This is a genomic window from Pseudorhodoplanes sp. (genome assembly GCF_035565795.1).
GTDB lineage: Bacteria > Pseudomonadota > Alphaproteobacteria > Rhizobiales > Xanthobacteraceae > Pseudorhodoplanes.
Window position 1 is genome coordinate 1 of sequence record NZ_DATMRV010000190.1, and the last position, 20,728, is coordinate 20,728.

General features: G+C 63.5%; 20 protein-coding genes. 10 read left to right on the forward strand and 10 right to left on the reverse strand.

All coding sequences use genetic code 11. The features are described 5' to 3' along the window. The 7 genes from VNZ93_RS16900 to VNZ93_RS16930 form a co-directional block, all read left to right on the forward strand. A partial coding sequence (locus VNZ93_RS16900) for a cobalamin B12-binding domain-containing protein (protein WP_325707612.1) occupies positions 1-631 on the forward strand: 631 nt, incomplete at its 5' end. A 51-nt stretch (positions 632-682) separates the two neighbouring features. Continuing rightward, on the forward strand, positions 683-2,842 hold the full coding sequence (gene scpA / locus VNZ93_RS16905) for a methylmalonyl-CoA mutase (protein ID WP_325707615.1): 2,160 nt from the start codon (positions 683-685) through the stop codon (positions 2,840-2,842). A 129-nt stretch (positions 2,843-2,971) separates the two neighbouring features. Then, on the forward strand, positions 2,972-4,612 hold the full coding sequence (locus VNZ93_RS16910; RefSeq protein ID WP_325707618.1) for a rhomboid family intramembrane serine protease: 1,641 nt from the start codon (positions 2,972-2,974) through the stop codon (positions 4,610-4,612). Positions 4,613-4,687: 75 nt separating this feature from the next. Further along, positions 4,688-5,674 (forward strand): methylmalonyl Co-A mutase-associated GTPase MeaB, encoded by a 987-nt coding sequence (gene meaB, locus VNZ93_RS16915; protein WP_325707621.1) that lies wholly within the window; start codon positions 4,688-4,690, stop codon positions 5,672-5,674. A gap of 4 nt (positions 5,675-5,678) precedes the next feature. Further along, positions 5,679-6,209 carry a GNAT family N-acetyltransferase gene (locus tag VNZ93_RS16920; protein WP_325707624.1) on the forward strand — a complete coding sequence of 177 codons (531 nt, stop codon included), beginning with the start codon at positions 5,679-5,681 and terminating at the stop codon, positions 6,207-6,209. A gap of 11 nt (positions 6,210-6,220) precedes the next feature. Next, complete coding sequence (locus VNZ93_RS16925) at positions 6,221-6,826, forward strand: pyroglutamyl-peptidase I (RefSeq protein WP_325707628.1); 606 nt, start codon at positions 6,221-6,223, stop codon at positions 6,824-6,826. Between the two features lie 15 nt (positions 6,827-6,841). Next, complete coding sequence (locus VNZ93_RS16930; RefSeq protein ID WP_325707630.1) at positions 6,842-7,585, forward strand: hypothetical protein; 744 nt, start codon at positions 6,842-6,844, stop codon at positions 7,583-7,585. Positions 7,586-7,647: 62 nt separating this feature from the next. On the opposite strand, the gene VNZ93_RS16935 is transcribed toward VNZ93_RS16930, so the two are convergent. Then, the gene (locus VNZ93_RS16935) at positions 7,648-8,148 is read right to left on the reverse strand and encodes a hypothetical protein (RefSeq protein ID WP_325707633.1); all 501 of its coding nucleotides are present in this window, start codon (positions 8,146-8,148) and stop codon (positions 7,648-7,650) included. A 19-nt stretch (positions 8,149-8,167) separates the two neighbouring features. Then, on the reverse strand, positions 8,168-9,325 hold the full coding sequence (locus tag VNZ93_RS16940) for a DUF937 domain-containing protein (protein WP_325707635.1): 1,158 nt from the start codon (positions 9,323-9,325) through the stop codon (positions 8,168-8,170). A 232-nt stretch (positions 9,326-9,557) separates the two neighbouring features. On the opposite strand from VNZ93_RS16940, the gene VNZ93_RS16945 reads away from it, so the two are divergent. Next, positions 9,558-10,883, forward strand: a complete 1,326-nt coding sequence (locus VNZ93_RS16945) for a TIGR03808 family TAT-translocated repetitive protein (protein WP_325707638.1) — start codon at positions 9,558-9,560, stop codon at positions 10,881-10,883. Between the two features lie 48 nt (positions 10,884-10,931). On the opposite strand, the gene VNZ93_RS16950 is transcribed toward VNZ93_RS16945, so the two are convergent. After that, positions 10,932-12,599 carry a B12-binding domain-containing radical SAM protein gene (locus tag VNZ93_RS16950; protein WP_325707641.1) on the reverse strand — a complete coding sequence of 556 codons (1,668 nt, stop codon included), beginning with the start codon at positions 12,597-12,599 and terminating at the stop codon, positions 10,932-10,934. A 203-nt stretch (positions 12,600-12,802) separates the two neighbouring features. Between VNZ93_RS16950 and VNZ93_RS16955 the strand changes: the two genes are divergently transcribed. After that, positions 12,803-13,555 carry a DUF3750 domain-containing protein gene (locus VNZ93_RS16955; RefSeq protein ID WP_325707644.1) on the forward strand — a complete coding sequence of 251 codons (753 nt, stop codon included), beginning with the start codon at positions 12,803-12,805 and terminating at the stop codon, positions 13,553-13,555. 93 nt (positions 13,556-13,648) lie between these two features. Then, a complete protein-coding gene (locus VNZ93_RS16960) occupies positions 13,649-14,449 on the forward strand; it encodes a TIGR04283 family arsenosugar biosynthesis glycosyltransferase (protein ID WP_325707647.1) in 801 nt (266 codons plus the stop codon). Here VNZ93_RS16960 and VNZ93_RS16965 read toward each other — a convergent pair. The 7 genes from VNZ93_RS16965 to VNZ93_RS16995 all read right to left on the reverse strand — a co-directional run. Next, positions 14,446-15,291 (reverse strand): EamA family transporter, encoded by an 846-nt coding sequence (locus VNZ93_RS16965; RefSeq protein WP_325707650.1) that lies wholly within the window; start codon positions 15,289-15,291, stop codon positions 14,446-14,448. The two genes, VNZ93_RS16960 and VNZ93_RS16965, sit on opposite strands and share 4 nt — an antisense overlap. Positions 15,292-15,475: 184 nt before the next feature. Next, the gene (locus tag VNZ93_RS16970) at positions 15,476-16,477 is read right to left on the reverse strand and encodes a branched-chain amino acid ABC transporter permease (RefSeq protein WP_325707665.1); all 1,002 of its coding nucleotides are present in this window, start codon (positions 16,475-16,477) and stop codon (positions 15,476-15,478) included. Positions 16,478-16,511: 34 nt separating this feature from the next. Next, positions 16,512-17,399 carry a branched-chain amino acid ABC transporter permease gene (locus VNZ93_RS16975; protein ID WP_325707653.1) on the reverse strand — a complete coding sequence of 296 codons (888 nt, stop codon included), beginning with the start codon at positions 17,397-17,399 and terminating at the stop codon, positions 16,512-16,514. Positions 17,400-17,564: 165 nt separating this feature from the next. Continuing rightward, complete coding sequence (locus tag VNZ93_RS16980) at positions 17,565-18,773, reverse strand: ABC transporter substrate-binding protein (RefSeq protein ID WP_325707656.1); 1,209 nt, start codon at positions 18,771-18,773, stop codon at positions 17,565-17,567. Between the two features lie 39 nt (positions 18,774-18,812). After that, positions 18,813-19,529: an ABC transporter ATP-binding protein gene (locus tag VNZ93_RS16985; RefSeq protein ID WP_325707659.1), complete on the reverse strand. Its 717-nt coding sequence runs from the start codon at positions 19,527-19,529 to the stop codon at positions 18,813-18,815. Next, positions 19,522-20,277, reverse strand: coding sequence for an ABC transporter ATP-binding protein (locus VNZ93_RS16990; protein WP_325707662.1), 756 nt, complete (start codon positions 20,275-20,277; stop codon positions 19,522-19,524). The genes VNZ93_RS16985 and VNZ93_RS16990 overlap by 8 nt, the downstream gene beginning before the upstream one ends. A 152-nt stretch (positions 20,278-20,429) precedes the next feature. Then, positions 20,430-20,728 (reverse strand): hypothetical protein (locus VNZ93_RS16995; protein WP_414710103.1); only part of this gene is annotated, 299 nt, incomplete at its 5' end.

Consider the following 20,728-nt stretch of genomic DNA (forward strand, 5'->3'; position numbering starts at 1 on the left):
CGGGCTTATTCAGAAAGCGGTAGCCGAGACGCGCGCGGCGCGCGAAAAAGCCGTGGCGACGCGGAAAGATCCTCTGACCGGGACGAGTGAGTTTCCGCATCTTTCGGAAGTGCCGGTCGATGTCCTGATGCCAGCCGCGCACCCGTTGCGGGAAAGCGAGCGCACTGGCTTCTCTGCCCTGCCCTCGATTCGTCTGGCGGAGCCCTATGAAAAGCTGCGCGATGCGTCCGACGTCATGCTGAAAGCGAACGGCACGCGTCCGACAATCTTTCTCGCCACGCTCGGCAAGCCGGCCGACCACATCGCGCGCGCGACCTTCGCAAAGAACTTCTTCGAAGCCGGCGGCATCGCCGCAGTCGAGGCATCGGGGAATGATCTTGCTGACGCGTTCAAGCAATCCGGCTCATCGCTCGCTTGCCTGTGCTCGTCGGACGAGGTTTACGCAAACGAAGGCGCAGCCGCCGCGCGCGCACTTTCTGCGGCCGGCGCCACCCACATCTATCTCGCCGGACGGCCCGGCGACCTTGCGGACGCGCTGAAGCAGGCGGGCGTGCAAAGCTTGGTTTTTGCAGGCTGCGACGCGCTTGCGACCTTGAACGAAGCATACGCCCTCCTCGGGAAACGCCCGTGATGCGCCGCACAAAATGTGCTACCTTTCCGCTGCTCGGAGCGTTGGAGTGCCATGAGCCAGCTGCCTGATTTCACGTCTGTTGAATGGCGGGCCCCACAGATCGCGGCCCCCACGGATACAGCCGCACCCGACTGGATGACGCCGGAAGGCATCCCGGTGAAGCCGGTCTATGGCGAAGCCGACATCGCCGGGCTCGATTTTCTGGAAACCTATCCCGGCATCGCGCCCTATCTGCGCGGTCCCTACCCGACCATGTACGTGAACCAGCCCTGGACGATCCGGCAATATGCCGGCTTCTCCACGGCTGAGGATTCCAACGCCTTCTACCGGCGCAACCTCGCCGCCGGGCAGAAGGGCCTCTCCGTCGCCTTCGATCTTGCCACCCACCGCGGGTACGATTCCGATCATCCGCGTGTGTCCGGCGACGTCGGCATGGCCGGTGTCGCAATCGATTCCATCTACGACATGCGCACGCTGTTCTCCGGCATTCCGCTGGACCAGATGACCGTGTCGATGACGATGAACGGCGCGGTGCTGCCGGTGCTTGCGCTCTACATCGTCGCAGCGGAGGAACAGGGCGTGCCGCCGGCGAAACTCGCGGGCACGATCCAGAACGACATCCTCAAAGAGTTCATGGTGCGGAACACCTATATCTATCCGCCCGCGCCATCGCTCCGCATCATTTCGGACATCTTCGCGTTCACCTCGCAGAACATGCCGAAATTCAATTCGATTTCGATCTCCGGCTATCACATGCAGGAAGCCGGGGCGACGCAGGATCTCGAACTCGCCTATACGCTCGCCGACGGCGTCGAATATGTGCGCGCCGGCATCGGCGCCGGCATTCCGATCGACAAATTTGCGCCGCGCCTGTCGTTCTTCTGGGCGATCGGCATGAACTTCTTCATGGAAGTTGCCAAGATGCGGGCGGCACGCCTGCTCTGGGCGAAGCTGATGAAGGAGTTTGCGCCGAACGATCCGCGCTCGCTCTCGCTGCGTACGCACTGCCAGACCTCGGGCTGGTCGCTCGCGGCGCAGGATGTGTTCAACAATGTCCCGCGCACCATGATCGAGGCGATGGCGGCGACGCAGGGACATACCCAGTCGCTGCACACCAATGCGCTGGACGAAGCGCTGGCGCTGCCGACCGACTTTTCCGCTCGCATCGCGCGCAACACGCAGATCGTGCTGCAACAGGAAAGCGGCACGACACGCATCATCGATCCGTGGGGCGGCTCGTTCTACGTGGAGCGGCTCACCGACGAACTCGCGAAGAAGGCCTGGGGTCACATCCAGGAGGTCGAGGAACTCGGCGGCATGGCGAAAGCCATCGAGGCCAGCATTCCGAAATTGCGCATCGAAGAAGCCGCCGCCAAGACCCAGGCCCGCATCGACGCGGGCGTGCAATCGGTCATTGGCGTGAACAAGTACCGGCCGAAGGCCGAAGCGTCGATCGACGTGCTGAAGGTCGACAATTCGACGGTTCGCACGCTGCAGCTCGACAAGCTCGCTCGCCTGCGCAAGGAGCGCGATCCGAAGGCCGTCGAAGCCGCGCTCACCGCACTGACCAACGGCGCCACACAGGGCGGCAACCTCTTGGCGCTGGCGGTCGATGCCGCGCGCGCCAAGGCGACCGTCGGCGAGATTTCATCAGCGCTCGAGAAAGTGTTCGGGCGTCATCGCGCCGAGATCAAGGCGATCTCCGGCGTCTACAAGCGGGAGGTCGGCGGAATGTCCGACGCCGTCGAGCGGGTCCACAAGCTCGTCACGCAATTCGAAACCGACGAAGGCCGCAGGCCGCGCATCCTTGTCGCCAAGATCGGCCAGGACGGGCACGACCGCGGCCAGAAGGTGATCGCGTCTGCCTTTGCCGACCTCGGCTTCGACGTCGATATCGGGCCGCTGTTCGCGACCTCGGCGGAAGCCGCGCGTCAGGCGGTCGAAAACGACGTGCATGTCGTCGGCGTTTCCTCGCTTGCCGCCGCGCATTTGACTGCCGTTCCTGAACTTAAGGCAGAACTTGAGAAGCAGGGCCGCGGCGACATCATGATCGTGGTTGGCGGCGTTGTCCCGCCGCAGGACTGGGACGCGGTGAAAGCTGCGGGCGCGGAAGCCATCTTCCCGCCCGGCACGGTGATCGCAGAAGCGGCGGAGGATTTGATCCGCAAGCTCAACAAGCGGCTCGGCTACGGGCAGAAAGCGGCGGAATAGCCTGGCTGTCATACGATCGCGTCTCGATGAACGCCCGGCGTTCAAGCGTGTTTAATCGCCGTTCGATCCAAAGGGCTTGAGTGGCCGTCCGATCGGGATGACATTGCGGCGTCCAGGGGGAAGATGCTCGTGTCCGACGCCGCTGTTCAGCCTGGCCAGGCCATTCTCCCTGGCTTTCCCGACACGTTCTGCACCTACATGGCGCGGCAGCTCGTCGCGAAGGAGGGCTATGTGGTGGGTGTCGTCGCGGAGGCGGCGCCGCTCGCCGAGAATTGCGACCTCGCACTGATGCGGCATGACGGCTACAGCCTGACGCTTCTTTGCCTTATCGATCGCGAGACCAATCCGGAGAAAACATTCGGACTGACGCCGGAAGCGACCACCGATATCGGCAAGGCCTGCCTGCACTACACCGGCCGGATTCACTTCAACAAAATGCCCGTCATGATCATGGTCATGGAGGTCGGGCCGGAGGATCCGGACACGCGCCAGAGGCTCGCTCCGTTCCGGCCGTCCGGGATCTTCTCGAAGGTGCAAATCTCCGGCTGGGCCATCGATCCGGATAAAAAGGCGCTCTGGAACAACACGCTCTACGGGCGTTGGACACCGCCGGCCACTTTCATCGGAAAGCTTCTGACCTCACCGCGCGAAGAAAACGTGGTCGCGGCGGCGCCACCGGCCGCAGCGAGCAATCCCGATCGCGGCTTTCCCTATCTGACAGCTGGCATCATGGCCGTGCTGTGCGCGATCTTCGTTGCGGAAATCGTCTACGGCGTCGGTCCGTGGACGGGAATGCTGCAGCCATCGATCGCCTCCCTGCTCGCCTTCGGCGGCATCTATCGGCCGCTGGTGATGCAGGGCGAATGGCTCCGGCTGTTCTCCGGTCCGCTTCTGCACGCCGATATCGGCCATCTGTTTCTGAACTGCGTCGCGCTTTATCTCGCCGGACGCATTCTGGAGGGCCTCGTCGGCCGCGCGTGGCTCGCTGCGATCTTCGTGATCGGCGCCATCTCGGGCGCCCTGTTCTCGCTCGCGTTCAATCCGGACACTCTCGTGTCGGTCGGCGCATCCGGCGCGGTGATGGGCCTGTTCGCGACGCTGCTCGTGCTCGCGTTTCATTTCCCGAAGGGAGCGGACCGCACCGCGCTGCTGGCCACCTCGATCTACGTCCTCATTCCCTCGATGCTGCCGCTCACCTCGTCTGGCGGAAAGGTCGATATTGCCGCGCATGCCGGTGGCGCATTGGGCGGGCTGATCATCGGCGGTCTGCTGCTCACGATCTGGCGCAAGGAGGACACGCATCCGCGCTTTGCAGGTCTGGCGACGATCATCGGCCTTGCGGGGTTCGCCATGTTCGCCTTTGCGTTCACGCCGCTCCCGCAGAATTATCGCGTCGGCATGATGGCTGCGGCGATCGTGCCGGAAAGCGAAACGCCGAAAGGTGCGGACGAATGGCGCAAGCGCGCGCTCGACCTGATCGCGCAATATCCGCGCGATCCAAGGCCGCGCTATTTCCACGCCATCGATCTCATCGACGCCAAGGACAATGCGGGCGCCGAGCGTGAATTGCGGACCGGGCTCGCCGAAGTGGATCTGTGGCGCAAGGTTCTCAACCCGGAATTTGCCTTCCACATGCAGATTGCCCTAGCGCTCACGCTTGCCGACGGCCGCATGGCCGAGGCCCGGGAGATCGCCAGACCGGCCTGCGAATGGGCCAAGGCCGGTCCGAACCGCGCATTGCTGGATGAGAACAAGCTGTGCGATCGCTAGGGCTGCGCGACGGTGGCGGCATTTGTGCTATGGCTACCTGACCAAGCTGCCCGGAATCGAAAGCGCTTCTGCCTCGTGACTTCAAAGCCCGCCGATCCTCGTCCCTTGTCCGACGCCATTCGCACGGGCGACCGCGCGACGCTCGCGCGCGCGATCACGCTGATTGAGAGCCGTCGCGAAGATCATCGCCGGCAGGCGCATCAGCTCGTGCAGAGCATTCTGCCTCACACCGGCAAGGCGATTCGTGTCGGCATCACCGGATCGCCGGGTGTCGGCAAGTCCACCACGATCGATGCGCTCGGCAGCTTTCTCACCGCCAAGGGTCACAAGGTCGCTGTGCTCGCGGTCGATCCGTCGTCCACCCGCACCGGCGGCTCGATCCTTGGCGACAAGACGCGCATGACGCGACTGTCCGCCGACGACAATGCCTTCATTCGTCCGTCGCCCTCTTCGGGCACGCTCGGCGGTGTCGCGGCGAAAACCCGCGAAACCATGCTGCTCTGCGAGGCCGCAGGCTACGACGTGATCCTGGTCGAGACCGTCGGCATCGGCCAGTCGGAAACCACCGTCGCGGGCATGACGGACTTCTTCCTCGTGCTGATGTTGCCGGGGGCCGGAGATGAATTGCAGGGCATCAAGAAGGGCGTGGTCGAACTCGCCGACATGATCGCGGTCAACAAGGCGGATGGCGACAACATCGCCCGCGCCAGGGCGGCGGCCGCTGAATATCGCGCGGCGCTGCATATATTGAAGCCGGCGAGCGACGGCTGGTCCCCGCCGGTGGTGACTTATTCGGCCCTCACCGGCGATGGTCTGGCCGCGATCTGGCAGAGCATCTGCGATTATCGGCAATTGTCTGAAGCGTCCGGAGCGCTGGCGGAAAAGCGCCGCGAACAGCAGGTGACATGGATGTGGTCGATGCTGGAGGAGCGCCTGTTCGCAAAGCTGCGCGCCGATCCCGAACTGAAGAGCCGGCTGCCGCAGATCGAGAAAGCCGTCGCCGCGGGCAAGCTCTCGCCGATGCTCGCCGTCGAGGAGATCGCAACCGCGATGGGGATGTAACGCGATGGCAGACCTGCAACACCGCCTTGCCACACACGACGATCTCCCGGCGCTTGTCGCCCTGATGGAACGCGCCATCACCGAATTGCAGAAGCCTTTTCTCGATGCGTCGCAGATCGCATCGAGCCGAGCCATCATGGGGCTCGACACCCAGCTCGTGTCCGACGGCACCTATTTCGTGATCGAACAGAACGGGTCGCTGGCGGGCTGTGGCGGATGGAGCCGGCGCGCAACACTCTATGGCGGGGACGCATCGTCCGGACGTGACGCCGCCCTGCTCGATCCGACGAAGGACGCGGCGCGAGTGCGCGCCATGTACACGCATCCCGAATTCACCCGCCGCGGCGTCGGCCGCCTGATCCTCGATCTTTGCGAATCTGCAGCGCGCGCCGAAGGCTTCACGCGGGTCGAACTGATGGCCACGATGTCGGGCGTGCCGCTCTACCGCGCCTGCGGCTATCAACCGGTCGAGAATGTGATGGACGAACGCGGCGGCGCACCGGTGCCGCTCACGCGCATGAGAAAGCGGCTGTGAGGCCCCGCTCCTTGCGCATCCTTGTGACCGGTTTCGGTCCCTTTCCGGGAGCGCCCGCCAATCCGACCGGCCCGCTGGTGCGTGCGCTGGCGCGCAAGCGCCGGCCGGCGAAAGACGGCGTCACGATCAAGGCGCATGTGTTCCAGACCCGCTACAGGACAGTGGACCGCGCGCTGCCGCGCCTTCTGAAGACCTACAAGCCGGACGCGCTGATCATGTTCGGGCTCGCGACGCGATCACGAGCGATCCGTGTCGAGACGCTCGCGCGCAATCGCATCTCGCACCATCCCGATGCGGGCGGCTTCACCCGCGGCCCTAGCCGGATCGACGAGGCCGGACCACGGACCCGCGCGGCACGTGCGCCTAACGCCGCTCTCCTCCGCGCGCTGGTGCGTTCCGGCCTGCCGGCGCGCCTGTCGCGCGATGCCGGCGACTATCTGTGCAACTACACGCTCTGGCACGCGACCTGCGCGGCGGAGGATGACGACGGACCGAAGCTCGCTGCGTTCATCCATGTGCCGCCGCTATCGGCGCGCATCACGCCCGAAAGATTGGTGGCGGCGGGCGAAGCTATCATCGAAGCCGCAAGCGCGGCTCTCCGCCGGAGGCGGCGCTAACGCCGGAACAGCATCATGATCAAGCGCAATGCCATCGGACTGAAATTCGCCGCGCGATGGGCGGCAGCGTTATCGCTTTCACTATGCGTCATCCCTCCCGTTCTCGCGCAGACGCCGGATCAATTCGACAAGCCAATGTCGGTCCAGACCGTGAAGCCGAAGCCGGACGACGACGCCGAAATCCGCTGCACCTATTTTCCGGACCTGATGATCCGCGAAACGCAGGACGGCCCGAGTTCGGAGAATGCCGAGATCGTGCGCGATGCAAAGGCCGCCTGTACCGCGTCGCCGGTAGCGGGCGCTACGGTGCTCGACACCAACGGCATGACGCTCGAGGGCCGCAGGGGTATGTTTCTTCTGTTCTCGGATCTCGATCCGCATGGTGCAACCGGCTTCGTCATCATCGATGCCAGGAGCGGCAAGATCCTCCTGCGCGATGCGGCGCTGAGCAATCCGGTGCTGCAAAATCTGGCGCTTGCCAACGGCACCCTGCGTCTGCGCTACAAGCGAGGCATCAATGCGCCCTGCTCGCTGATGGCGGATGCACAAAAATGCTGGGCAGAACTCGTCAAGGAAAAGCTGGTGCCGTCCGACCTGAAAGCCCCGTCGGCCCAGATCTGCGCGGAGGCCTACAAGCGCGACAAGGCTCCACGCGACAATCCGAGCATCGTGGCCTACGCCACCGAAGTCGCGATCGACGCCGCCGGCGGCACAAAAGTGCTGTCGCGCGGGGCCCTGGAATGCGACTCGCTGCCGTAACCCAGCCCCTGCCATTCATCCGCAAGCGCGCAAAGGCGCGCCTGCGGATCGCGTGATGACATCTACGCCGCAAGCTTCAGGGCGCTTGATATCTCCTCGAGCGTCGCCTTTTCAGCGTCGCTGACCTGGACTCCACCGAACCCGGCAAAGCCGCCTTCGGTTGCAGCTTCCGCCACGCCCTGGCTGATCTCACGGAGCCAAGCCTTGAAGGCGGCAGCATCGGCGGGTGCCTTGGCATCCAGCAGCGCGGCCGCCTGGCTCAGCGTCTCGATGCTTCGCTTCTTGATCTCCGGAGCACTCGCTCCGGCGAGCTTGGCCTTGATACCGTCGCGTGCGGCGCTGCGCCCTTCTGACGTTTCGAAATCAGCGACCACCGCCTTGATCAAGGGATTGCCGCTCTCGGCGAGATTGACCTTCGCGAGCGCCGTACCGCTGGCGAAGCTTTCCTTGAGCAGACCCCAAAGACCGCTGGGCTCTGCGGCGGAAACGGCCATACCGGCCATCATCACGCTCTCAAGAAGCAGCTTCCATTCATCGGGAGAAAAATTCGACTTGTCAGTCATCGTTCTGCCTCCAATACGCTCAGGCGCGCGCCATGGTGTCGAGCTTGGTTCGCATTGAATCGATCAACGGTTTCGCAATGGCCGCGACGCCCGGAATTGCGAGCACACGGTCGCAGAGCTGATTAAAGGCGGGCATCACATTCGTCAGCTGGTTTGCGAGCGTGGATCTGGCGTCCGGCGAAAGCCGAGTGGCCGCGTCGGAAAGTTTTTCCAGGTCCGCATTCATCTGCTGCAGCTTGGGGAGAGCCGCCTGGGCCGATGCCGGATCGGTAATGCCTTCCAGCACGTTTCGCATGCCGTTGACCGAACTGGTTACGACACCCGTCACTTCAGCCGGCGTCGGATTTGCGCTCGCTAGACCCGTCGTCTGAGGAGGCGCGGTCTTGACCGGCTGTTCGGCAACATCCGTGCCTTTGTCCACGTCCCTCATATAGAAGAGGCCGATGCCGGCCAGAATTGCCAAACCGGCCAGCCAATAGGGCCAGGTCGTCATGCCTTGCTGCGCTGAAGCCATGGCGCTGCGCGAGGCCGCGTAAGTGGTCTCGTCCATGTCCCGAACCTGATGCGCGGTGCTGGACGTCGCCGACGCAACGCTCTCCGCCTTCCGGCGTAAATCGCCATCGAGCGTATCGAGGAAGCCGCTGTCACGCAGTCGACTGGCGAAACCTTGCGGCATGGCTGCGGCGATTTGCTCGCCTTGTGACTTCAGGAGCGACGCAAGACCGCCAGCGTCAAGACCAGCCTTGGCCTGCTGTTTTGCGAGGCCACCCACGATGAACGGGGCGAGCAATCCGAGCAGCGACTCGCTCTTGCCCGCGCCGAGACCGGCATAGTCACCGAGCGCGGACGTGAGGGAATTGAGGCCACCGCCTCCCATAGCCGTAGAGAGCATGTCGAGCCCGTGCTCGGAACTCGAACGAACGGCCTGAGGCGATCCGCCAAGCGCGCCAAGCAGAGACTCCAGGCCGCCCGGATTCTGCTGCGCCAGCATGTCCGACAATTGGCGCACGCCGCCAGACTTCGAGACGAGCCCGGCCAGGCTTGCGAGAATGGCCGGTATCGCAGCACTGACCGCCTTCTGAGCCATCGTCCGGTCAAGACCAAGCGCCGACGCAATTCTTCCGATCACGTCCGGCGGCAGCATCTGCAAAATGGATGAGACGAGATTTGTGGCCATATCCTTACTCCATTACTGTCTGCGATGAGACGTACGGTAAGAAAGCGAGCACGAATGCTTCGCCCAAAGGAACCAGCCCGTCTGGGTTAAGACGGTAAGCAGGCCTGAGGTTCCGAAGATCCTGCCGCGTCGCCGCTTAACCCTGCCGCACGATAGTTGGATGCGGGCGGGCGGAGTGGCCTCCCAGCGGCTTATGATGATGGCGGAACCGTCCGAGCCGGGAAGCCGCGCCATGAGCATCACCCGCCGCACCATCATCGCCGCAGGCTCCGTCGCAGCGGCTGGGGGCGCCGCGCCTGCGTCGGCTACGCCCCTGCTCGGCATCGACGCCAGCGGACTCGGCCTCAAACCGGATTCCGCGCTGGACCAGACGCAAGCCCTGCAACGGGCCATCGATCGCGCCGCGCAGGCGCGCACGGTGCTGATCCTGCCGCCGGGCACCTATCGCGCAGCCGGCCTTCGTCTGCCGCCCTATGCCAAGATCGCAGGGACGCGCGGCGCGAGCCGCATCGTGCTGGCGCAAGCCGCGTCTCTATTCACTGGCGACAACGCTGCCGGCATCGACCTCACCGGTCTTGTCATCGACGGTGCGAAGCTGAAGCCGCAGCAAGGCCGCGCACTCGTGCATCTGACGGATGGTCAGGACCTGCGCCTCACGGACTGCACCATCGTGAATGCGGGCCGCAACGCGATCTCGCTCGAACGCTGCTCGGGTGTGGTCGCCGGCTGCACCATCGAGGATGCCGGCGACGGCGCGCTGTTTGCGATCGATTCCACCGGGCTTCGCATCGCAGGCAACGTGATCCGGCGGTCCGGCAATAACGGCGTCCAGGTCTGGCGCAGCACCTTTGGTAATGACGGCACCATCGTTACCGACAACCGCATCGAAGACACCCGCGCCGATTCCGGCGGCGACGGACCCTACGGCAACGCGATCAGCGTGTTCCGCGCCGGCAACGTGATGGTGCGCGGCAACCGCATCGACGGCTGCGCCTTCTCCGCCGTGCGCGGCAATTCGGCGTCCAACATCCAGATCGCGGACAATGTCTGCACGCGCATGAGCGAAGTCGGTATCTATTCGGAATTCTCGTTTGAAGGCGCCGTCATCACCGGCAACACCGTCGATGGCGCGACTATCGGCATCTCGGTGACGAATTTCGACGTCGGCGGACGCCTTGCTGTGGTTCAGGGCAACCTGATCCGCAATCTCCTGCCCACCGGCAACGGAAACGGCATCGGCATCGGCATCGCCGCCGACAGCGTGGTGACGGGTAACGTGATCGAAACCGCGCCGACGGCGGGCGTCGAAGTTGGCTACGGTCCGTATCTGCGCGACGTCATCGTCAGCGACAACGTGATCCGCGGCGTCGGCGTCGGCGTCGCGGTCAGCGTGGTGCCCGGTTCAGGATCAGCGCTGATCGCCGACAATCTGATTGCGGACGCAAAAAACGGCGCGGTGGTCGGGATGGAATGGGACAAGCGCGTCACAGGTGACATGACCAAGGACGGCGCCGGCAAATACGCGCATGTCACGTTGAGCGGGAACAGGGTGCGGTGACCGCATGCGATCGGTCGTGCGCATCTGCGACGCGCGACGCGTTTTAGGTCACGCCGCGACGCCCTGCGATGCCTCGACCGTCGCGCGCCCGGGAGACACCCATGCACCGGACTCGATCTCCGCGATCTGCCGCTCGATTTCGGAGATAACAAATTGAGAGAACGGTCCGAGGTGAAGATAAAGCCCCGCCATCATGCCTGCGTAAGGCAACGCTCTGGGATTGTGTCTCGCGCATTCATATAACAGGCGGCAGAACTGGAAAAACACAAGCGGCTGCCTGACCGCAATTCGCCGGGTCAGGCGCCACAACAGCGCGATATCTTCGAACGGAATGCCCCCAATGCCGGGCCGGACCGGGTCCTTACTGGCGCTTTCATCCTGAACGGGACAATCCAGCATCGTGAGCATCACGCGAACACGCTTGTAATATGCGCCCGCGCTGTAGATGCGCTTCAGCACCGCGCTGTAGTCGCGAAGAATTTCCGCGCGAGGGCGCACGGTCTCGAAGTTCAGACCATGCACCGATTGATCCCCTCCTCCCCGGGCGACCACGCTTTCATTGTATGAAACCGGAAACAATCGGCCTTCCGCGGCCAGACGTCGGGTCAACTGCGTGCCCGGAAGTGCATAGAGCAGACCCACGGTACACATCGGTATGCTGGTCTCCTCTATGCACGCAATCATCTCTTCGGCAACGCTCGTTCTTTCGCTATCGAAGCCCACAATGAACCCGGCATGCACCGACATTCCGGCCCTGTAGATCTTGTGGACCCCCTCGGACAGCTTGCGACGCGTATTCTGCTTTTTCTGCATCGAAACGAGGGTTTCGGTGTCGGGACTTTCAATGCCCATGAAGACAGTGAAGAAATTTGCCTCGCGCATCAGCGCAAGCAGCGCGTCATCATCGGAAAGGTTGACCGATGCTTCGGTGGAGAACAGGAACGGGTAGCCGTGCGATTTCTGCCAGGCGATCAGATGCGGCAGGAACGCCTTCACCGCCTTCTTGTTGCCGATGAAGTTATCGTCGACGAAGTCGACATGGCCGCGATAGCCGGAGCGATACAGCACGTCGAGCTCGTTCAGCACCTGATCGCTCGACTTCGTGCGCGGAACCCGGCCGTAAAGTTCGATGATGTCACAGAATTCGCAGGTGAAGGGACATCCGCGCGAGAACTGAATGCCGAGATAGGCGTATTGTTCGCGCTTCAGCAGATCGAAGCGAGGAACGGGGCTCCTGGTGACATCGATCTGGAACTTCTCGGCCGAGAATACACCTTCGCGGTCGCCCTCATTCCAGCGAGCGATGAAGGCCTCGATCACACCCTCGGCCTCGCCCAGAACCCGAAAATCGGCCGCCGCATAGGCCTCGGGCACGGACGTCGCATCGGGCCCGCCGACCACCACCGGCTTGCCATGCGCATGGGCCAGTTCGATGACCGTCAAGGCATCCGGACGTTGCGGCAGCATGCCACCGGTCATGACCATATCCGCCCAGCGCAAATCGGCCTCGGTCAGGTCTTCCGTATTCCTGTTGACGAGGCGGCATTCCCATGTCGGTGGCAGCATCGCCGCCACGGTAATGAGCCCTAGTGGGGCGGACGGAAAACGCGCCCCGAAAATCTCGCACGCCGCCGTGAAATTCCAGTACGATTGTCCGCTGAAGCGCGGCGCGACCAATAGCACGCGACAGGACTGCATCGCTGTTGGCTGCCGCATCGATCGATGTCCCCCCCGAGACCGCCATTTCGGCGGATTGCCGCAGCCAGGTTTGGCCCGACAAGCAATCGTAACACGAACCGCGACGGCAACTGGCGCGAGACATTGCCGCGGCACTCGCCCTTGTCCGGCCGCAAATCGCTTCTTAGCTTTGCGCCATGGATGCCCCGCCTCCGCGACGCCGCTCCTGGCGCAAGATCATCATGCTCACAATCCTCGTTCTTTTCCTCGTGCCGGTCGCGGCACGGGCCGCCTTGTTCGCGTTCGAAGACCGGCCGAGCGGCTGGCGCAATGCCGACTGGTCGAGCATCGGCGCCCTGCCCCCGGCCGCCGCGCATCCCGAGGCGCGCGTGCTGTTTCTGTCCGGCCGCACCGGCGGTCTGAAGGGCGCGGTCGCGGTCCATAGCTGGGTCGTGTTCAAGCGCGCCGGCGCGACGAACTGGACCCGCTACGACGTGGTCGGCTGGGGCAATCCGGTGCGGATGAATGGCTGGGCGCCGGACGGGCGCTGGTATGGCTCCGCGCCGTCGGTCGTTGCCGACATCCGCGGTGAACAGGCCGAGGCGATCATTCCGGCGGTCGAGAAAGCCGTGAGGAATTACCGCTATTCGAACGCCGGCGATTACCGGCTGTGGCCGGGGCCAAACAGCAATTCCTTCGTCGCTGCGATCCTGCGCGATCTTCCGCAGATCAAGGCGACGCTGCCGCCGAACGCGATCGGCCGCGACTTCCGTCCGAGCCCGTATCTCGGCTGGACCGATAGCGGCACGGGTGTGGAAGCCAATCTTTACGGGCTGCTCGGGGTGAAACTCGGCTGGGTCGAGGGCCTTGAGGTCAATCTCGGCGGGCTTGTCGCCGGCTTCGATGTCCGCGACCCGGCATTGAAGCTACCGGGCTTCGGGCGGATCGGGCTGCCGTCGTCCACCGCCAATGCCGCTCTTGCGCCATCAAGCTGATTCAGCTCTGCGGTCATTCCCGCGCCCGCGGGAATCCAGTACGTCAGTCCGGGTCCCCGACGTCACGGGGACGAGCGGAGAATTCTGTTACGGATGGCCACCGCGCGCAAATCGCCTCCCGTCCTGTCGATCATTGTTCCGGTGCACAACCATGCGCGCAGCATCGGTCCGATCCTGCTGGCCCTGCGACCGTTCAGCGATCGCAATGCCGAAATCATCGTCGTGGACGGCGACTCGAACGACGGCACCGCAATGCTCGCGCGTCCGCTCGCCGATCAGGTGATCCGATCGCCGCACGGCCTCGCGCGCCAGATGAACGAGGGCGCCAAGGTCGCAAACGGTTTCATCTTCCTGTTCCTGCGGCCCGAAACGACGCTGCCGCCCGATGCCGATACGCAGGTGATGTATGGCCGCGCGCGCGATACGTCGGTCTGGGGCCGTTTCGATCTGCGGATCGCGGGACGACACATGATGCTGCCTCTGGTGGCGCGCTATCTGAACTGGCGTTCGCGCGCGACGGGGCTTGCGACCGGCGATCAGGCGATTTTCGTGCAGCGCGAGACATTCTTCCGCATCGGCGGCTTCAAGGTGATGCCGGTGCTGGAAGACATCGAACTCTGCCAGCGCCTCAAGGCGATCTCGCCGCCGATCTGCGTGACCTCTCGCGTCACAGTGCCCGGCCACCGCTATGACCGCGACGGATTGTGGAAGACGTTGCGCACAATGACGGCGATGCGCTGGCGATACCGGATGGGTGCGAAGCCGGAGGACCTGGCGAAGCGGTACGGCTATGCGGGCGAGTCCGCACCCGCTGCCAAATCGCGCGCGGGCAAACCTCCGCTCGCGGCGCCGCCGGCTCCGGGCATGCGCGGGGACGAACGAAGCAGAAGCTAGCTCAGCCGGATCGCCACAAGACCGCACACGATCATCAGCGCCGCAACGATGCGCGCCGGGCGCATCGGCTCCTTCAGGAACAGGACAGCGATCAGTGCGCCGAACAGGACGCTGGTTTCGCGCAACGCGGCAACGAGCGCGATCGGCGCCAGCGTCATCGCCCAGATGGCAATGCCGTAGGACAGAAGCTGCATGCTGCCGCCGATCATGCCGACCGGCCATGTCTTCAGCATTGGCGAAATGTCCACAGGACCACGGCGGATCAGGAAATAGACGATCATCACCAGCGCATTGCCGATGAACATCGCGATCGTATACGGATGCGGATTGACGGCGGTGCGCGCGCCGATGCCATCCGCGACCGAGTAGAGACAGATCGTCAGCGCGGTGAACAGCGCGAAGGATACCGCGCGCCGGTCCGGCGGCTGCAGCAGGCGTCCGCCGCGCAACGACAGCAGCAGCACCCCGGCGGCGAGGACGATAACGCCACACCATCCCGCAGGCCCGATCCTCTCACCGATCAGAAGCGCAGTTGCGCCCGCCGTCATCAGCGGCGCCGAGCCGCGCGCCAGCGGATAGACCTGTCCGAGATCGCCGGTGCGATAGGCCTCGCTCAGTCCGATGAAATAGAACAGATGAATCACGACCGAAGCGATCACCCACGGCCATGCGGCAGCGGGCGGCAACCCGACGAAGGGCAGCAGCGCGAGCGAGACGAGACCCGCGCCGGTCGTGATCAGCACCGTCGATGACAGCGGGTCGAGCCCGGTCTTGATCGCGGCATTCCAGCCGGCGTGACAGGCGGCCGCGAACAGCACGGCGGCGAAGACAAGGGAGTCCATGTGCACCTACTCCCCTCCCCCCGTGAGTGAAACGAACGGTGGGGAGGGGTCGGGGGTGGGGGGCGACAAATCGCCAGCGATCGCTAAGCCCCCCACCCCGCCCTTCTTCGCTTCGCTCAGTCGGGCGACCCTCCCCACCGCTTCGCGGGGGGAGGGAAAGAAGGAGCGGCGTCCATTGCGCAAATTACAACTTGATCCGCAACAGCGCGGCGATCTCGCCGACCACGCCGCGGCGGAACAGCAGCACGACGATGACGAAGATCACGCCCTGGATCACGGTCACCCACTGATCGAGAGCACTGAGGAAATTCTGCATCGCGATGATGATGAAGGCGCCCGCGACCGGACCGAAGATCGTGCCGAGCCCGCCGACCAGCGTCATCAACACAACCTCGCCGGACATGTGCCAGTTCACATCCGTCAACGAGGCAAGCTGCACCACCAGCGCCTTGGTCGAGCCGGCAAGCCCCGCGAGCGCAGCCGAGAGCACGAAGGCCACGAGCTTGTAGCGGTCGGTCTTGTATCCGAGCGAGATCGCGCGCGCCTCATTCTCGCGGATCGCCTTCAGCACCTCGCCGAACGGCGAATGGATGATGCGATAGATCAGCAGGAAGCCGAGGAGGAAGATGCAGAGCACGGTGCCATACAACACCGCCGGCCTGGAGAGATCGAAGGTGCCGAACAGCCAGCCGCGCGGCACCGCCTGGATACCGTCCTCGCCACCGGTGAATTTCGCCTGCAAGGCGAAGAAGAACATCATCTGCGCGAGCGCCAGCGTGATCATCGCGAAGTAGATGCCCTGCCGGCGGATGGCGAGCGCACCGGCAATCAGCCCGAACAGCGCGGCGACAGCCGTACCGCCGAGAATTGCGAGTTCCGGCGGCAGAGGCGGCATCGGGATCACGAGCCATTTCCAGCTCCCCAGCCAGTACGGGAGCTGAACGGTCCCAACCTTGGCGAGATGCGCGCAGACATAGCTCGCCCAGCCAAAGAACAACGCGTGTCCGAATGAGAGAAGGCCGACATAGCCGATCAGCAGGTTGAAGGCGCAGGCGAACAGCGCGAAGCACAACGCCTGCATCACGATCTGCGGATAGACGAAGTACGGGGCGATCAGCAGCAGGCCGACCATGATCGCGAACGCGATCGGGATGGCGTGGCCCTTGCGCTCCGTTTCGGCGGGCATGACGGTCTCGACCTGCGCCAAGTCCTGCGCCATGTCAGGCCCTCCTTCCGAACAGACCGGCAGGCCGGACCAGCAGCACGATCGCCATGATGACGAAGATCACCGTGTTGGACGCCTCGGGGAAGAACACTTTTGTCAGGCCCTCGATCACGCCGAGGCCGAAGCCGGTCACGATCGCGCCCATGATCGAACCCATGCCGCCGATCACCACGACCGCGAACACGACGATGATCAGGTCCGCGCCCATCTGCGGCGAGACATTGTAGATCGGGGCGGCCATGACGCCGGCCAGCGCCGCAAGGCCGACGCCGAAGCCGTAGGTCAGCGTGATCATGCGCGGCACGTTGACGCCAAACGAACGCACGATCGTCGGATTTTCGGTCGCCGCGCGCAGATAGGCGCCAAGCTTCGTGCGCTCGATCATGTACCAGGTCAGGAGGCAGACCACGAGCGAGAAGCAAACCACCCAGGCGCGATAGATCGGCAGGAACATGAAGCCGAGATTGATGCCGCCGCGCAGCGATTCAGGCACGGCGTATGGGAGGCCGGATGCGCCAAAGTAATTCCGGAACACGCCTTCGATGATCAGCGCGAGCCCGAATGTCAGCAACAGGCCGTACAGGTGGTCGAGCTTGTAAAGCCATTGCAGCATCGTCCGCTCGATGACGATGCCGAAGATGCCGACGGCAATCGGCGCGATGACCAGCGCCGCCCAGTAATTCAGACCAAGATATTGCAGAAGGAAGAACGCGCAGAACGCGCCCATCATGTACTGGGCGCCGTGCGAAAAATTGATGATGTTCAGCATGCCGAAGATCACGGCAAGGCCGAGACTCAGCACCGCGTAGAACGAACCGTTGATCAGCCCGATCAGAAGCTGGCCGAACAACGCCTGCGATGGAATGCCGAAGATTTCGAACATAAAGGTAGCACCCGCCCCCGGTCTTACCTCCCCCTGAAAGGGGGAGGTCGATTTGCGAGTGAAGCGAAGCAAATCGGGCGGGGGTCAGATTTCAGCACGAACGACGCCCACCCGGCTCGCATACGCTCGCCACCCTCCCCCTTTCAGGGGGAGGGAAAGAAAGGATCAGCCGCTGACCAGCGGGCAGCCGCCGTCCTTGAGCGGACGGAAGGCTTCCGCCGCCGGGATCGTGGCGCGCACCTTGTAGATGTCGCCGGGGTATTTCGATTCCGCCTCGGTCTTCACCTCATAGAGGAACGCGTCGTGGATCTTGCGTCCGTCAGCACGGATCGTGCCCTTGCCGAACAACGGATCGTCCGTCGGGATTTCCTTCATCTTGGCGACCACGGCCTTGCCATCCGCAGCGCTCTTAGCCGCGGCCACCGCCTTCAGGTAATGCAGCGTTCCCGCATAGACGCCGGCCTGCACCATGGTCGGAATCTTTCCGCTCGCATTGCGCTCCTTTTGCCAGCGCTTGGTCCATTCGCGGTTTCCGTCGGTCTGGTCCCAGTACCAGGTCGCGGTCAGGGTCAGACCGCCGGCTGTCTTAAGCCCGAGCGACATCACGTCGCTCGAAAAGATCAGCAGGCCGGCAAGGCTCTGGCCACCCTTGGTGATGCCGAATTCCGCGGCCTGTTTCACCGAGTTGATGGTGTCGCCGCCGGCATTGGCAAGACCGATGACCTTGGCCTTGGAGCTCTGCGCCTGCAGCAGGAAGGACGAGAAGTCCTGCACGTTCAGCGGATGGCGAACCTTGCCAACCACCTTGCCGCCATTGGCTTCGACCACCGCCGCGGTATCGCGCTCGAGCGCGTGACCGAATGCATAGTCCGCAGTCAGGAAGAACCAGGTATTGCCGCCGGTCTTCACGATCGCCTTGCCGGTGCCGTTCGCCAGCATCCAGGTGTCGTAGGTCCAGTGCACCGTGTTCGGCGAGCACTTCGAACCGGTCAGATCCGACGAAGCCGCGCCGGAATTGATGAACACCTTGTTCTTGTTGCGAACGATCTCGTTGACGGCGAGCGCCACGCCGGAGTTCGGCGTGTCGATGATCATGTCGACCTTCTCGACATCGATCCACTGGTTGGCGATGTTGGAGCCGATGTCAGGCTTGTTCTGATGATCGCCGCTGATGATTTCGACCTTGACGTCCTTGTTGTTGGCCATGAAGTCATTGGCAGCCATGCGCGCGGCGAGAACCGATCCGGGACCCGCGAGGTCGGCGTAAAGGCTCGACATATCCGTGAGCACGCCGATCTTGACATTGGTCTGCGCGGAGGCGGCTCCGGTGCCGATCAGGATGGCCAGCGCTGTCGTTGTCATTAATTGTTTCATTCACTTTCCTCCTTGTGAGCCCTTTTTGGCTTCGATTTATCAGACACCCAGATAGTCGTGGAGCTTATCCAGGTTTTGTTCGAGTTCGGAACTGAGCAGTTTGTCTACAATCCGTCCATGCTCCATCACATAATAGCGGTCCGCCACGGTCGCGGCGAAGCGGAAGTTCTGCTCGACCAGCAGGATGGTGAAGCCCTGCGATTTCAGCGCGCGAATGGTGTTGCCGATTTGCTGAATGATGACGGGGGCAAGCCCCTCCGTCGGCTCGTCGAGCAGAAGCAGGCGGGCGCCAGTGCGCAAAATTCGGGCAATCGCCAGCATCTGCTGTTCGCCGCCCGAGAGCTTGGTGCCCTGGCTTGAGCCAAGCCGCTCCTTCAGGTTCGGAAACAATTCGAAGATGCGATCGAGAGAAAGACCGCCCGGCTTCACCACCGGCGGCAGCATCAGGTTCTCCTCGACCGACAGGCTCGCGAAAATGCCCCGCTCCTCGGGACAGAGCGCAATGCCGGCGCGCGCGATCTGGTTCGACGGCAGACCGATAAGTTCACGGCCCTCGAAACGGACCTGCCCCGTGCGCTTTGCGACGATCCCCATGATCGACTTCAGCGTCGTTGTCTTGCCGGCGCCGTTACGGCCGAGCAGCGTCACCACCTCGCCCGGAAACACCTCGAAATTAACGCCATGCAGGATGTGCGATTCACCGTACCAGGCCTGCAGGTTCTCGACGGCGAGCAGCGCTGTGCGAGGATCAAGCATGGCCGGTCCCCATATAGGCTTCGCGCACTTCGGGATTGTTCGACACCGTCGCGTAATCGCCTTCGGCCAGAATGCGGCCGCGGGTCAGAACGGTGATCCGGTGCGACAGATTTGAGACCACCGACAGATTATGCTCGACCATCAGCGTGGTCCGGTCGGCCGACACCCGCTTGATCAGCGCCGCGATGCGGTCGATGTCCTCATGGCCCATACCGGCGGTCGGTTCATCGAGCAGAAGCATCTCCGGATCGAGCGCGAGTGTGGTTGCGATTTCGAGCGCGCGCTTTCGTCCGTAGGGCAGTTCGACCGCGGGCACGGAGGCAAAGCCGGACAATCCGACATCGTCTATGAGCGATAATGCGCGGCCGTTGAATTCATTCAGCACCGAGCGCGAGCGCCAGAAATCGAACGAACCACCGCGCTTTCGCTGCAGGGCAACACGCACATTTTCCAGCACCGTCAGGTGCGGAAACACCGCCGAAATCTGAAAGGACCGCACCACACCCAGGCGCGCAACATCGGCCGGCGGCATCGCGGTAATGTCGTGGCCCTTGAAGAAAATGTGACCCCGGGTCGGATTGAGGAACTTGGTGAGGAGATTGAAGCAGGTGGTCTTGCCGGCGCCGTTCGGACCGATCAAAGCGTGGATGGTCCCCCGCTCTACCTTCAGATTGACGCCACTGACCGCAACAAAACCCGCAAATTCCTTGGTCAAGTCTCTTGTTTCGAGAATAATCTCGCCGCTCATGCCTTCGACGCCTGCCCAACGTCTGTCCCAATCCACATGACTGCACGTCTTGCGGAAATGGTAAAGCCCGCCTGCGAAAAATCGCGGGCGGGCTTCCCTTCTTCTTTCGGAGGGGCTGGCCGCTGCAGATGCGGCGGCCACCCGGTTTTCGATCAGCGGACGTCGATCTTGATCGCGGTCCGCTTAATGTCGCTGCCCGAGGGCTTCGGCGCCGGAGCCGCGGCGACTTCCTTCTTCGGCGCTGCAACAACACCACCACCCGGAGCGGGCAGAACCTCGATCTTGCGGGTCGAACCCTGCTTCTGCAGGCGCTCGCCGATCGACCGGGTGTTGTTCTTGACCGTGGTCAGCGGCTCCTTGTTGAAGTCGTGCTTGATGCCATCGACTTCAGGCTTGTCGCTGCACACCGCCATCACCGTTTCCTTGCCCTTGTCGCCGAGCTTGTAGATGA

Coding starts and splice junctions, on each gene's coding strand:
- VNZ93_RS16930 (WP_325707630.1), top strand. CDS start 6,842: ATGATCAAGCGCAATGCCATCGGACTGAAATTCGCCGCGCGATGGGCG.
- VNZ93_RS16975 (WP_325707653.1), bottom strand. CDS start 17,399: ATGTTCGAAATCTTCGGCATTCCATCGCAGGCGTTGTTCGGCCAGCTT.
- VNZ93_RS16950 (WP_325707641.1), bottom strand. CDS start 12,599: ATGCGGCAGCCAACAGCGATGCAGTCCTGTCGCGTGCTATTGGTCGCG.
- VNZ93_RS16935 (WP_325707633.1), bottom strand. CDS start 8,148: ATGACTGACAAGTCGAATTTTTCTCCCGATGAATGGAAGCTGCTTCTT.
- VNZ93_RS16920 (WP_325707624.1), top strand. CDS start 5,679: ATGGCAGACCTGCAACACCGCCTTGCCACACACGACGATCTCCCGGCG.
- VNZ93_RS16965 (WP_325707650.1), bottom strand. CDS start 15,291: ATGGACTCCCTTGTCTTCGCCGCCGTGCTGTTCGCGGCCGCCTGTCAC.
- VNZ93_RS16980 (WP_325707656.1), bottom strand. CDS start 18,773: ATGAAACAATTAATGACAACGACAGCGCTGGCCATCCTGATCGGCACC.
- VNZ93_RS16955 (WP_325707644.1), top strand. CDS start 12,803: ATGCTCACAATCCTCGTTCTTTTCCTCGTGCCGGTCGCGGCACGGGCC.
- VNZ93_RS16945 (WP_325707638.1), top strand. CDS start 9,558: ATGAGCATCACCCGCCGCACCATCATCGCCGCAGGCTCCGTCGCAGCG.
- VNZ93_RS16940 (WP_325707635.1), bottom strand. CDS start 9,325: ATGGCCACAAATCTCGTCTCATCCATTTTGCAGATGCTGCCGCCGGAC.
- VNZ93_RS16990 (WP_325707662.1), bottom strand. CDS start 20,277: ATGAGCGGCGAGATTATTCTCGAAACAAGAGACTTGACCAAGGAATTT.
- VNZ93_RS16960 (WP_325707647.1), top strand. CDS start 13,649: ATGGCCACCGCGCGCAAATCGCCTCCCGTCCTGTCGATCATTGTTCCG.
- VNZ93_RS16970 (WP_325707665.1), bottom strand. CDS start 16,477: ATGCCCGCCGAAACGGAGCGCAAGGGCCACGCCATCCCGATCGCGTTC.
- VNZ93_RS16985 (WP_325707659.1), bottom strand. CDS start 19,529: ATGCTTGATCCTCGCACAGCGCTGCTCGCCGTCGAGAACCTGCAGGCC.
- scpA (WP_325707615.1), top strand. CDS start 683: ATGAGCCAGCTGCCTGATTTCACGTCTGTTGAATGGCGGGCCCCACAG.